The sequence below is a fragment of the Hoyosella subflava DQS3-9A1 genome (genome assembly GCF_000214175.1).
Taxonomy (GTDB): Bacteria; Actinomycetota; Actinomycetes; order Mycobacteriales; family Mycobacteriaceae; genus Hoyosella; species Hoyosella subflava.
Genome location: NC_015564.1, coordinates 16,283 through 28,433 on the forward strand (window position 1 = coordinate 16,283; position 12,151 = coordinate 28,433).

Below are 12,151 nucleotides of genomic sequence, written 5' to 3' on the forward strand. Positions count from 1 at the left end.
GAAAGGGACGTCATGGCCCCTTCTTGTCGTTGAGTGTAGCGGAGGGGCGCCGCCGGTGGAGCAGGGGGTGGTTTCACGTGGAACACCAGTGCGCGCTCAGGAAAAGGGCCGTGAACTGCGAGTAGGGCTACTCGTGGGCGGGCAAGCCGGTCGTGCTGCCGTTGTCGTCGAGTGTGAGGAAGAACTCACTGAACCGGTGACCGCGAGCATGACCGAGCAGCATTCACAGAGCCTGCTCGGTCATGACCGCGGGTGATTTACGTGGTGTTATTGGGATTTCTTGGGCGCAGCTGGAGCTTCGATGATTTCGTCAGCTTCGATCACCGTGGTAGCGCCCCGCCCGGTCTCTTGGTGCTGAGCTGCGTTGTTGGAGGCAGTGCCGGCGTTGCGTGAAGCGTCCTCGGTGGTAGCCACCTCAGGGTTCGACGAGTTGTCGGGCATTTTGCGGTCTGCCCACCACTCGCGGAACGTACGGCGGCGTTCACGGCGCCGGTGACGCGGAGCAGCGATCACGACGGTGGAAGTTTGGGTGGGGGCGCCCGTATTCCCATTCCCATTCGTGGTCGGCTGTGTTGTTGCCGGCTTGGCAGCTTCGAGCATGCGCAGCGCGGTCCGCAGATCCGACACTCGCTCGAGACGTTCTTGGGCGAGTTGTTCCGCGGCAGCCCGTCGTGCTGCTTCGCTTTCGGCGCGTGTTTTCGCGACCACCAGCTCGGTCTCGAGTTCGCTGACGCGCGCGGTCAGCTTGCCGAGGTGGCTAGCATCTGCAGGCGTCTCGTTTTTGTCGGTTGTCTCATCCTTCGCCGGTTCATCGGGTGGGGAGGGGCGGTCCGGCTTGAACCCCGCAGCTAGCAGGTCCTCAAGGGGGATTTGCCAGCCATCTTCGGTCTTCACCGCGCCAGGAAGCTTCCCGCCATCGAGTGCACGCTGGATCGTTGCACGGCCCACTCCGCAACGCCGCGCGGCCTCAGATGCGGACCAGCGCGGTCGTGTTCCTACAGTGGAGTTTTCGGTCATGCCCGTAATGGTGCCCGGTCGGGTGTCCGGTCGCCGCTCGGACACGCCCAGCGGCAACAAGATTGTAGTTTTCCGGCGGAACTGGTAGCGCGCGGCGATGATGAGGATAGTTACTTTGGCAACTACTGCGTTGCGTTCGCATCTGCACTTCGCCGACAATGCGTAACGGGTATTTCATCGCCTGCAGAGGAGTGTGAGTGTCACAGGTGCACGCAGCCGTTGGTTCGGCAAAGGTTCGCCGCCGTGAGGGTCACGTCGTCGTGGGAGGAGTACGGCTCGGAATCACCGAGTTCGGCTCGGGTGGGCGACTGGTCATCCTCGCGCCCTCATTGCTGATGTCGCGGCGGATGCAGGAGCCGATGGCTCGTACGCTCGCGGAAAAGGGCTTCCACGTCGTGTGCATGAACTCGGTGCTGTCGAGTGGACGGAGAAAAGCGGATCCTGAGCAGTACAGCTCGGAAGCGCTCGGCAAACGCATGGTCGCCCTGCTTGATGCGATGGGGGGCGAGGTCGCTGTATTCGGTGGAACGTCTCTGGGCGCGAACGCGGCGCTCGAAGCTGCATTGCGTGAACCGAATCGAACAGTCGCTGTAATCGCTGAGTCTCCGATGTTAGATAAATCATCGGTGAATCTCGCGCCCCTGTTGCTCTTAGCTCACCAGCTCTTCACGCTTGGGCGTCCCGTCTTGTGGGGGGCACGGCGTCTCGCGGGGTTTTTGCCGTCGCACAGTCTCGCCACCCGCCTATTATGGGATTTTCTGGCGACCCCGACCGAGGAGCATGCGTCACTGGTCAAAGGTCTGTTCATGGGTCGCGTGGCGCCGCCGCGTAACCGCCGCCGCTCAATTTCTGTGCCAGCGCTGGTGATTGGCCCGGAACGCGCGTTCCTCCATTCACGGTTCGATGCGTTGCAACTCGCCAGGGAGATACCGGACGCGCATTTGCAGCCGGTACCTAGCTCGTGGACGTTGCGGACGCGTCCGCAGGCAGTGGCACCGGCGATCGTGAGCTTCCTGACTGAGGCGTTTGCCGCTCCCTGGGTTATTGCAAGGACGGCCTACACACCCAACATCGGTGATTCGCACCTCAACTGAGATCCGGAGATCGTGGCTAAAGAGATCGTTCAGGCCGCTGGTGGCGGTCGGGATCAAGCGGCTCGAAGAGCGAATTTCCAACCGCGAAGATTCCCCGGCTCGGCAGCCAGAAGTCGCCTAGCTTGACCTGCTCACGAAGTGGCGTGTCATAGCCAAGTTCCTGGCCCCTGATCGATCCGCGGATGGTTCGAAGGAACCACATAAGCCGTGGATTTGCCCGGAACCACTGCCCGTTCGGCACATTGCCTGCAAGACCGATATGGCCGAGTCCGAGGAATCTCCCAGCAACGGGACCCATAGCACCGAGAACGCCCTTGTTACGCCACATTGCTTCGGGCATTCCCTTGCCGACCGCATTCATGATCGCTGTGCGCGGGGACTCCATCAGTTCGAACTCCCAGTCCAGCACGCCGGGAATAGATACGTGCATCGATGAGTCCGTAACCCACGAACAACTAACGTCAGCCTGACTGGCCTCGACAAGTGCCGCGCTGAAAAAACGCGCGCAACTGGCCGCCGGCTCGACATCGCTGTAGATCGTCCAGTTCCCCTCTGGATCCCGGTGCCAGACGGATGTGTAGGGCGGACCGAAACTGCTCACCGGAAAGGTTCTGGTCGCCAGGAGATGGCCGCTCGAAAATGGGGCAGCCATGACGCCGTATCCGGTGACGCGCTCACCCTCGCCCGGCACGAGAGCAGTCCCGGTCAATGCAGCCTGCTTCGGTGATATGCCCATGTCGTACCCCGGCGGCTCCGTGGACTTCTTTCGCTTGAGAATACGCCGCCCGTCGGCGGCGCAAAAGAGCTCTGCCCCGCCCACTTTCGGGCCGCGGTGGCCCATGCCGGAAGCTACACGATCATGTGCCGTCAGGCGCTGGTACATCCAGCATCGGTACGAGGAACCGCCGGGCGACCGCGGCGAGCTGTGCATCGTCGTCGAGGTCTACGATCTGGCTCGGAATCGTGAGGAACGAAATGGAGACTCGCACCATCATTTCCGCTGTGAGTTCGATGTCTACTGCATTGGAGACCGCGCCCGAGCGCTGCGCGTTGCGGAGCTGACCTGCCACGAACTGCTGTACAGCGGCAAAGACTTTTCCGTCAGCACCGACTATGGAACCGGTCGCCACGGTCGGTTCTGCGTTGATCAGCTCACTGATGAGCGGATTGTTCCAGCTGGTCCGCAGCGCGCTAACGAAGCCGACGACGATACGGTCGGCGACAGTCTCGACCTGTCGTATGTCGCTGAAGAACTGCGTGAAGTATCGGCGGAACTCCCGAAGTATCACCTGGTTGACGAGTGCACCCTTCGATTCGAACTTGCGGTACACAGTGATCCGGGATAAGCCCGCTCGGCGAGCCACGTCCTCCATGGATGAACGGTCTATTCCCAGCTGGCAGAACTGCTCGTAGGCAGCATCGAGAAGACGGGCGCGGGTGATGTCGCCGTCATCTACATTTTCGACGGCGTCGGCGTACGCCCGCTCGACCAGAGACTGCGCGTTGGAGGTTGTCACGCGCACTGCTGCCACAACTTCACGGTCTCCCTTCGTGTGCCGTACGGCGCTGCGAATCGTTGGAACTGCAAGCCTACCGGTTGATTGAGGCCCGTCGGGCTATGAGGCTGCGTCGCTCACACCAGCCAAGTTGGCCAAAGCTGTGATGTGTATTACAGTCCAATGGAACTACGAAACAATATGTGTTTCACAGTATCATTGGTGAATGGCCACGGCGAAGGGACATCTACGCATGGAGAACCTGAATCGACGCGCTTTGCTCAAGTTTGGCGGCGCACTTGGCGCGGTGGGAGCTTTCGCGGTGGCCGCACCGGCCACAGCCCGCACCCCTTGGACCTGGTCGCCCGCCGGCTCAGTACTTGGTGAAGGAAGCGGCGTGGATCCCAGGCAGGTGTGGGATCCCGAAGCCGATCCGCTGGTAGCTGATCTCCTTGATCGAGGTGACGTTCCGAGGGTGAACGAACTGCTGCGCGGCTGGAAGAAGAACGGGCAACCGTTGCCAGATGGCCTGCCAGGTGATGTGCGGGACTTCGTTGAGCGAGCCCGCCAGCTTCCGTCGTGGGCGGACCAGAACAAGCTGGCGACCGCTGTCGAGTTCAACGAGAAACGGGGGACCTACCTAGGAGTGCTCTACGGCTTTGCTAGCGGAATGCTTGCAACGGTTATCCCGCAAGAGGCGCGCGCGGTGTACTACTCAAAAGGCGGCGCGAACATGAAGGGCCGCATCTCTAGAACCGCGAAGTTCGGGTACGACATAGGGTCGCGCAACGCTTACCAGCCCGACGGCGAAATGATGGTCACCGCTGTCAAGACGAGACTTGCGCATGCGGGGGTGCGCAACCTGCTGCCGAAGTCCCCGCACTGGACAAGCTCCGCGCCCGAGAATATTCCGATCAGCCAGCACGACATTATGGTTACGTGGCACAGTCTGCCCACCACTGTCATGCGGACGCTGAACGCATGGAAAGTGCCCATTCCTGCCAGCGAATCCGACGCCTTCCTCCACTCCTGGCAGGTGAGCGCTCATATGCTCGGCGTTGAAGATCAGTACATCCCCGGCACATGGGCCGCAGCGAACGCCCAGGCAGAACAGGTGCTCGACCCGATCCTCGCTCCCACCCCCGAAGGCCTCAAGCTTGCGGACATGCTGCTCGACCTCGGCAAGCAAATTGATCTCACGCTCCTGACTAGACCCGTTCTGGGCGCGCTCACGCGCTTCGTGCTGGGCGATCAGATCGCCGACTGGCTGCTGATACCCAGAGAACCGGTCTGGGGGCCGCTCCTCGAAGTTTCCTGGGGTCCGTTCATCCAAGTGCGGGAAGGCCTTCTGACCTTGCCTAACACCGACGAAGCGTATTGGACATTCGATGAGTTCCTGCGCCAATTCGTCCTGCTTTACATGTCAGAACTACGGCCCATCAGCATCGAAATCCCGGAGTTCAACAATCCGAACTACCCCTGAGGTTCATCGGCAATCAACAGCCAGGACAGAAAGAAAGGATCCGACATTGGGATCAATCGAAATACTCGAATACGTTCCCCAGTATGTGACCGAGGACATACCGAGGCTTTTCGTGGCCGGCATTCTTGCCCTTGGGACCGCGCTCGGGAGCATTACCTCGCCGATATAGGACTGTTCAGAACGCACCAATCGAGGGAGGGTACGTGAGATACGAGAGAGCCCTGTCCAGGGTTGATCTAGACAGCCTAGACAGTAAAGTGTTCGCTCGATCGCTGTTGTCGATGGGCCAGACAATGAGCACTGCAAATGTGATCATGCAGTTGGCTAATCCGGCGGTGGGGTATGCGGTTGCGCGCAGCACTGTCGACAGCGGGCGTTTGGATCGGCATCCGGTCAAGCGCGCGCGCACAACGGCGTCGTATCTAGCGGTGGCAGTGTTTGGCACGGCCACAGATCGTCGGCGCTACCGGCAGGCGGTGAATCGTCAGCACGTACAAGTTCGGTCGACGTTGGACAGCCCCGTCAGCTACGACGCGATGAGTGTTCGCCTGCAACTGTGGGTTGCAGCGTGTTTGTACGTGGGCTGGGAGGACATCTACCAGCGCGTGCATGGTCCTCTCTGCGGAGAGTATCGTGAGGAATTTTACCGTCAGGGGATGGTGTTGGGAACGACGCTCCAGATGCCAGCGGAGTTGTGGCCCACCGACCGCGATGCGTTCGAGGTCTATTGGCAACAGCAGGTTGCGATGATCGATATCAGCGATGAAGTGCGCGACTTTCTGTTGGGTATCGCTCATTTCGACTATGCCCCTCGACTGATCAAGAAGCGGTACGGGCCCCTGAAGTACCGACGCACTATCGGGTATCTTCCGCAACCGTTTCGCGAGGCGCTGGGCGTAATCTGGACAGCCGAGGATCAAGACTGGTTCGACGGTTACGTTCGGCGATTGATCGCGCGTGAGCGACGTAAACCACTCTGGCTGTCCCAGTTGGGATTCCGCTTGCTGTTGCTCGACACACGTGTGCGCCACAAACTTGGGCGGCCACTTGTGTAGGTTTTTTCCGCCCACACTCGATAATCGGTGATGCGCACCTCAATTGAGAACCATCTTCGGCCCCGATACGCGGGCTCGGCGTTACGGTAGCCCGGTGGCAGCCACCAAGATAGAGATCCATGGCGATACGGATGCGGGTTTAGGCGCGGTCGTCGACGAGTTTCGCGTCAACTTCGAGAAACACGGCGAGATTGGCGCTTCTCTCGCGGTGTTCCAGCACGGAAAGCCGATCGTCGACGTTTGGGCAGGCGTCCGTGACCGGCGCAGGCGGCTCCCGTGGGAACGGGACACGTGGGTGCCCGTGTTCTCGACCACGAAAGGGATCGCTGCGTTAGTAGTGGCCGCTGGCGTTTCGAAAGGCTTCCTCGACTACGACGCCCGCATTGCCGACTACTGGCCCGAGTTCGCCTGCCATGGCAAGGAAAACGTCACCTTACGACAGCTTCTGGACCATCAGGCGGGATTAGCGGCGATCGAGTCCCCGCTGCGCACCGCGGATCTGCATGATCTCGATCGACTCGCGGAAGTCCTCGCTGCGGAGAAGCCCCGGTGGCGGCCAGGCACACGCCACGGCTACCACGCGATCTCGCTGGGGTTTTACCTGAATGAAGTCTTCCGGCGTGCAGAGCCGCGTGGCAGAACCCTGGGCCAGTACCTCGCTGACGAGATCGCCGGTCCGCACGAAGCGCAGTTCATGATTGGTGTACCTGAGGGCACCGAATTCGACGACGTTGCAGTTCTCGAACGGACGCACCGGCGGCTGGTCGTCAACAACATCACTGAAGTGCCGTGGCGAATCGGAGTCGACGTCGCCCTTCATGCCGCCGTTCGCCGGCCGCAGCTGTCGGTACAGGCGCTGACCAATCCGAAGGTGGGGTTCCCGCACCATGCAACTCGGCCCTCGTTCTTGACGCCCGAGCTCCCGTCGTCCAACGGCGTGGGCACAGCTCGCGGGGTGGCGAAACTATATAGTGCAGCGGTCAGTTCCGCGCTGACTGACCTATTCACCGAGGACGTGCGGACAGCGCTGGCGGCCGCATCAGAACGGGGCGATGTTCCGGACGATGATCTCGTTCTCCACGTCCCGAGCCGCTATCACCTTGGCTTCCGGAAACCGCATCCGGCGTTTCGGTTCGGCGCCGTACCCGGCCCGGGCGACGGAGATGGCCGGGCATTCGGGACGACAGGCATTGGGGGTTCGATGGGTTTTGCCGACCCTGCAACGGGGATTGGATTCGGCTACACAATGAACCAGCTCGGTGTGGCGATGCTCGATGAGCCCCGGAACAGGCGAATCAGAAACGCATTGTTCCGGGCCATCGGAGCCTAGAACTCAGTTCAGTTAGGCGTAGTACTTCTCGGTGTCGGTGACCAGGCTCTTGAACCCCTGCCGTAGCGCAGGGTTCGCAAGGGGCAGCGCGGGACGCAGCGGCAATTGTGGCTCGATGCCGAAGGTCCAGGTCAATCGGGTTCCGGATTCCGTTGCCTCGAGCAGTGTGGCTTCGCCGAAACGCTTCAGTCCTGGGGCTGACGACTTGACGACCGAGAACGCGTGCTCGTACCGCTCGCCCGGTGTTTCATCCCAGAGGAAGAACTTCTCCTCGACGGTGACCAGACCAGGCATCACGGTGAGTTGCCGAATGGTGCCCGGGCCGAAGGGCCGCTCGGTGGTGTACCGCGCATCTTTGACGAGCTTGCACCAGGAGAGTGGCGCGTCACCTGCGAGACCGGCCCACACGTCGTCGATCTGGGCTGGGAGTTCGGTGATGAACTCGTAACGATAGGGAGCCGCGGCGAGGAAGTCCATGTCGACTTCCTCGAGGCTGAACAGTGTCTTCATGGCAGTCAGTCTAGGGCTGTCGCCGAACTGACTGGTTCGGCGGCTACCGGATGGGGTTGTCGTAGTCCTGCAAAGTGGGCGGTGCGGGTGCTGGCTCATCTATTCCCTCCCCGCGACGCATGAACATCTTCACCCCACCTGCAACACCAGCGAGCACCGCAGCAGCGGCGATCGATTTTCCGAGCGTTCCGCCAAGGGACTTCGACTTCTTGCCGTGCTTTCCGCGCATCAAACCTCCCCATTCTGTGACTGGAGTGGGTACCTCCCTTGACCACACTAATGGTCCCGTGAGGTCTCTGAGCGGGGCGCGCGTCACAAAATTCGCCGGGATGGCACGATGGAACCCGTGACTTCACCACATCAGACCGCTGTCGCGACGTTGCACACGAATCGCGGCGACATCAACATTTCCCTATTCGGCAACCATGCACCGAAAACGGTCGCCAACTTCGTTGGCCTCGCGGACGGCTCCGCTGAATACAAGACCGAGAACGCCTCCGGGAGTAAGAGTGGCCCCTTCTACGATGGAGCGGTTTTTCACCGCATCATTGATGGGTTCATGATCCAGGGCGGCGATCCCACCGGCACGGGCCGTGGCGGACCGGGTTACGAGTTCGGCGACGAATTCCACCCGGAACTCCAGTTCGATCGGCCCTACCTCCTCGCGATGGCTAATGCCGGCCCGGGTACCAACGGATCACAGTTCTTCATTACTGTGACGAAGACGCCGCACCTCAACATGCGCCACACAATTTTCGGCGAGGTTGTTGACGCCGATAGCCGCGCGGTTGTCGACGCGATTGCGACCACCAAGACTGATCGGGCAGATCGCCCAGTCGACCCTGTGGTGATAAACAGCATCACACTCTCGGAGTAAATCATCATGTCCCACCCCGGCTGGGGAGGAGCACCAGTGCCCCAGCCGGGGTGCGTGCGTCACCCCGATCGACCTACCGGCCTGCAGTGTGCACGGTGCCGCCGTCCGTACTGTCCCGAATGTTTGCGTGAAGCGCCGGTTGGCTTTCAATGTGTGAACTGCATCGCGGCAGCGGCCCGCAACACGCCGCAAGCACGCACTATTGCGGGAGCCCCGATGCCCACTGAGCACACGCGCCCGGTCGTCACGCAAGCCCTGATCGGTGTAAACGTCCTGATCTTCGCGCTCACGGTGATGCAGTCCGGCAATCTTGCGGCGAATTACCGCGGGTCTGGAATCTTCGAGTCATTCGCGCTTTTCCCCCCGTACGTAGCTGCGGGCGAATATGAGCGTCTCATCGGCTCCGGTTTCCTCCACTACGGGCCGATCCACCTGCTCGTCAACATGTTCGCGCTGTTCATCGTGGGGCGAGAGATCGAGCTGGTTCTCGGAAGGTGGCGCTACCTCGCGGTCTACGCCATCTCACTGCTCAGCGGCTCAGCAGCGGTGATGTGGATGCAGATCGACGCTGCCACCGCGGGCGCCAGTGGTGCAGTATTTGGGTTGTTTGGTGCGCTCGCGGTTATTCTCACCCGGCTCCGGCAGAATCCCACCGGCATCCTCGTCATTATCGGCCTGAACGTCTTCATCAGTGTCACGATCCCCGCGATTTCCCTGTGGGGACATCTCGGTGGCCTCGCTGCCGGTGCCGCATCGGCGGCCGCCCTGCTTTATCTACCGCGGCTGTTCGGTGGCCAGCGTTTGAGCGCGCAGCGGGCGAGTCGCATCGGGGTGGTCGCGTTGGTCGTGATCACCCTCATCATCGTCGCGACCATCGCGATCCGGGTCGTCATGTTGAGAGAGTTGATCTGGGGTATTTAGCCTTCGGCGCCAGGCGAGATGTCGACACTTCGGACGCCGTGACGCGCCAGCGTGTGCGCAACGTCAAGGGGTTCAGTACCCAGGTCCCATCGGCTCAAGATGATGAGCCGATCTGAGGGCGGCGCCAGTTCGATTTCCAGCATCGGCACCCGTCGGCCCCATCGTGGGTAACGCACGATGTGAACCCGCTCGATCTCGCTCTCCCTCAATGTGTGCTGTTTCCCAAGGAAGCTTCGGAACACGAGCAGTGGATTGTCGGAATCGTCTGGCTTGCGGATCGCGAGGCGTGGGCGGGCAAGCGAGCCCGCGACTGCAATGCCGATGAGCAGTAGCGCTGCGAGCCCGGTGAGGAAGAGGCCGGCGGGTTCGGCACGCAGCACGACTGCGACTGCGGACAGTGTGATACCGCCCGCCGCTGCGACTCCGAGAGCGGCGGGCCGCGGTGACCACTCAAGCTCTTCCACACCCTGTGGAAAACTAGACCTGTTATCCACAGGGGTTATCCACAGTTGGGGATAATTACATGTGTGTAATTTGTCATCGCCAGCGCAGCGTCATGACGAGCCCGACGATCCATAGGCCGAAACCGATAAGGAAGTTCCACGGGCCAAGCTGATTGAGCCACGCAATCTCCTCACTGGCTAGGTAATACACAACGAGCCAGATCAAACCTGCGAGCATGAAGCCGAGCATCACCGAGACATAGAGCGTGCTCGACGGGCCTTTGACCTTCACCGGAGTGCGGCTTGTGGTTGGGCTGGTCGAGTGGTCGTTCTTCTTGCGAACGCGTGACTTGGGCATCTGTTCCTCGGTCGTTCTCCACGAGAGAGTTTGTTTGAGCGACCCACCGAGCCGTAAAACCCGGCAAGCCAGACCTCGATAGAGGCCTATATAACACGCTAACCTAGCGGGTAGAGCTAGGTCACCATCGACGGGCCACCATCGACAGGACGAGTTGTGAGGAAGAATTGGCGTTACGGTGTGCCCGTAGTGTGCATCGCTGCCGGTTTCCTCTTGGCCAGCGCCCACGCATCGTCGCAAGGTGGCGAATTACGGGAATTGCACACGTCCCGTCTGTCAGATCTCGTGAGTGATGTCGAGAGCACAGTGCGTGACGTTGAGCAGCAGCGTGATGCCCTGACCGCACAGCTGCGCGAAGCGCAGTCCGAAGCAGCATCCGATCAGGGTGTTGCTCAAGCGCTGGATCGACTCGAACCGCTCGCAGGCCCCGGAGCGTTGACTGAAGTTGCGGGTCCGGGTCTAGTGGTGACACTAACTGATGCTCCTCGCGACCAGTATGGCAACTACCCTCCGGGTGCGTCGCCGGACGACCTGGTCGTCCACCAGCAGGACTTGCAAAGTGTGCTGAACGCATTGTGGGCGGGCGGAGCGACTGCGATCGCGGTGCAGGACGAGAGAATCACAACGTGGAGTGCTCCACGCTGCATCGGAAACACTCTTCTCCTCCACGGGCGAGCGTATAGCCCGCCGTACGTCATCACCGCCATCGGCGACGCTGAGGAACTGGAAGACTCCCTGGACAGTGAACCCGGGGTGCGCCTGTTCCGCCAGTATGCGGCTCGCTACGGCCTCGGGTACGAGGTCGAAGCGGAGGACGAACTGCAGGTAGCGGCGTACGAAGGCCGCCCCTCGCTGAGATACGCGCGACCCGTTCACTAGCTGCACCCGGTACCCTTCCCTTATGCGAATTCTCGTCGTCGACAACTACGACAGCTTTGTCTTCAACTTGGTGCAGTACCTGGGCCAGCTTGGGGTCGAAGCTGACGTGTGGCGCAACGACGACGAGCAACTACGAGGTGACGGCCGGTTGCGTGAGCATGCCCGCAACTACGACGGCATATTGCTGAGCCCCGGCCCGGGCACGCCACAGCGGGCTGGCGTCACGATGCCCTTTGTCGAAGCAGCAGCAGCCGAAGCAACGCCATTACTGGGTGTATGTCTCGGACACCAGGCGATTGGTGCAGTGTTTGGCGGCGTGGTCGACCGGGCCCCCGAGTTGCTGCACGGCAAAACCTCGGTGGTGCACCACACTGGTACCGGCGTGCTCGCGGGCCTGCCCGACCCGTTCACCGCGACCCGGTACCATTCGCTGTCGATTCGGCCGGAAACCATGCCGGACATCCTCGAGGTCACGGGGCAGACGGATAGCGGCGTCATCATGGCGCTTCGGCATCGCGAGCTCCCGATCCACGGTGTGCAATTCCACCCAGAGTCGGTGCTGACAGAAGGCGGGCACCGGATGCTCGCGAACTGGCTGGAAATGTGCGGAAAGCGGCCCGCCGAAGAACTGGTATTGCGCCTCGAAGAGGAGATGGCAGCCGCATTGGGGACCGCGCTCACACACTGA

17 protein-coding genes are annotated in these 12,151 nt (G+C 61.2%); 10 read left to right on the forward strand and 7 right to left on the reverse strand.

The genetic code is table 11. The features are described from left to right. The first annotated feature begins 67 nt into the window (after positions 1-67). Positions 68-256, forward strand: a complete 189-nt coding sequence (locus AS9A_RS00075) for a hypothetical protein (RefSeq protein WP_041450746.1) — start codon at positions 68-70, stop codon at positions 254-256. 11 nt (positions 257-267) lie between these two features. Here AS9A_RS00075 and AS9A_RS00080 read toward each other — a convergent pair whose 3' ends face one another. Continuing rightward, positions 268-1,017, reverse strand: coding sequence for a helix-turn-helix domain-containing protein (locus AS9A_RS00080; RefSeq protein WP_148262370.1), 750 nt, complete (start codon positions 1,015-1,017; stop codon positions 268-270). Between the two features lie 197 nt (positions 1,018-1,214). Here AS9A_RS00080 and AS9A_RS00085 point away from each other — a divergent pair, with 197 nt between their 5' ends. Further along, the gene (locus tag AS9A_RS00085) at positions 1,215-2,111 is read left to right on the forward strand and encodes an alpha/beta fold hydrolase (RefSeq protein ID WP_013804828.1); all 897 of its coding nucleotides are present in this window, start codon (positions 1,215-1,217) and stop codon (positions 2,109-2,111) included. Between the two features lie 16 nt (positions 2,112-2,127). On the opposite strand, the gene AS9A_RS00090 is transcribed toward AS9A_RS00085, so the two are convergent. Together AS9A_RS00090 and AS9A_RS00095 are read right to left on the reverse strand one after the other, a co-directional pair. Further along, positions 2,128-2,994 carry a hypothetical protein gene (locus AS9A_RS00090; RefSeq protein WP_202798180.1) on the reverse strand — a complete coding sequence of 289 codons (867 nt, stop codon included), beginning with the start codon at positions 2,992-2,994 and terminating at the stop codon, positions 2,128-2,130. Beyond that, positions 2,969-3,643 (reverse strand): TetR/AcrR family transcriptional regulator, encoded by a 675-nt coding sequence (locus tag AS9A_RS00095; RefSeq protein WP_013804830.1) that lies wholly within the window; start codon positions 3,641-3,643, stop codon positions 2,969-2,971. The genes AS9A_RS00090 and AS9A_RS00095 overlap by 26 nt, the downstream gene beginning before the upstream one ends. A gap of 217 nt (positions 3,644-3,860) precedes the next feature. Between AS9A_RS00095 and AS9A_RS00100 the strand changes: the two genes are divergently transcribed. The 4 genes from AS9A_RS00100 (at position 3,861) to AS9A_RS00110 (ending at position 7,475) form a co-directional block, all read left to right on the forward strand. Continuing rightward, positions 3,861-5,090, forward strand: a complete 1,230-nt coding sequence (locus AS9A_RS00100; protein ID WP_013804831.1) for an oxygenase MpaB family protein — start codon at positions 3,861-3,863, stop codon at positions 5,088-5,090. A gap of 46 nt (positions 5,091-5,136) precedes the next feature. Beyond that, positions 5,137-5,259, forward strand: coding sequence for a hypothetical protein (locus AS9A_RS24750; RefSeq protein ID WP_013804832.1), 123 nt, complete (start codon positions 5,137-5,139; stop codon positions 5,257-5,259). A gap of 124 nt (positions 5,260-5,383) precedes the next feature. Continuing rightward, complete coding sequence (locus AS9A_RS00105) at positions 5,384-6,145, forward strand: oxygenase MpaB family protein (RefSeq protein ID WP_237707854.1); 762 nt, start codon at positions 5,384-5,386, stop codon at positions 6,143-6,145. A gap of 94 nt (positions 6,146-6,239) precedes the next feature. Next, complete coding sequence (locus AS9A_RS00110) at positions 6,240-7,475, forward strand: serine hydrolase domain-containing protein (protein ID WP_013804834.1); 1,236 nt, start codon at positions 6,240-6,242, stop codon at positions 7,473-7,475. Positions 7,476-7,487: 12 nt separating this feature from the next. On the opposite strand, the gene AS9A_RS00115 is transcribed toward AS9A_RS00110, so the two are convergent. Together AS9A_RS00115 and AS9A_RS00120 are read right to left on the reverse strand one after the other, a co-directional pair. Continuing rightward, positions 7,488-7,985, reverse strand: a complete 498-nt coding sequence (locus tag AS9A_RS00115; RefSeq protein WP_013804835.1) for an SRPBCC family protein — start codon at positions 7,983-7,985, stop codon at positions 7,488-7,490. Positions 7,986-8,028: 43 nt separating this feature from the next. Beyond that, the gene (locus tag AS9A_RS00120; RefSeq protein WP_013804836.1) at positions 8,029-8,214 is read right to left on the reverse strand and encodes a hypothetical protein; all 186 of its coding nucleotides are present in this window, start codon (positions 8,212-8,214) and stop codon (positions 8,029-8,031) included. Positions 8,215-8,322: 108 nt separating this feature from the next. Between AS9A_RS00120 and AS9A_RS00125 the strand changes: the two genes are divergently transcribed. Further along, positions 8,323-8,862 (forward strand): peptidylprolyl isomerase, encoded by a 540-nt coding sequence (locus AS9A_RS00125; RefSeq protein WP_013804837.1) that lies wholly within the window; start codon positions 8,323-8,325, stop codon positions 8,860-8,862. Between the two features lie 6 nt (positions 8,863-8,868). Next, the gene (locus AS9A_RS00130; protein WP_041450747.1) at positions 8,869-9,783 is read left to right on the forward strand and encodes a rhomboid family intramembrane serine protease; all 915 of its coding nucleotides are present in this window, start codon (positions 8,869-8,871) and stop codon (positions 9,781-9,783) included. On the opposite strand, the gene AS9A_RS00135 is transcribed toward AS9A_RS00130, so the two are convergent. After that, positions 9,780-10,247, reverse strand: coding sequence for a PH domain-containing protein (locus tag AS9A_RS00135; protein ID WP_041450748.1), 468 nt, complete (start codon positions 10,245-10,247; stop codon positions 9,780-9,782). The genes AS9A_RS00130 and AS9A_RS00135 overlap by 4 nt on opposite strands. 73 nt (positions 10,248-10,320) lie before the next feature. Continuing rightward, a complete protein-coding gene (gene crgA / locus AS9A_RS00140; RefSeq protein WP_013804840.1) occupies positions 10,321-10,584 on the reverse strand; it encodes a cell division protein CrgA in 264 nt (87 codons plus the stop codon). Between the two features lie 156 nt (positions 10,585-10,740). On the opposite strand from crgA, the gene AS9A_RS00145 reads away from it, so the two are divergent. Together AS9A_RS00145 and AS9A_RS00150 are read left to right on the forward strand one after the other, a co-directional pair. Beyond that, entirely contained in the window at positions 10,741-11,463 is a 723-nt protein-coding gene (locus tag AS9A_RS00145) for a DUF881 domain-containing protein (protein WP_013804841.1), read from the forward strand. 22 nt (positions 11,464-11,485) lie between these two features. Then, positions 11,486-12,151 carry an aminodeoxychorismate/anthranilate synthase component II gene (locus tag AS9A_RS00150; RefSeq protein WP_013804842.1) on the forward strand — a complete coding sequence of 222 codons (666 nt, stop codon included), beginning with the start codon at positions 11,486-11,488 and terminating at the stop codon, positions 12,149-12,151.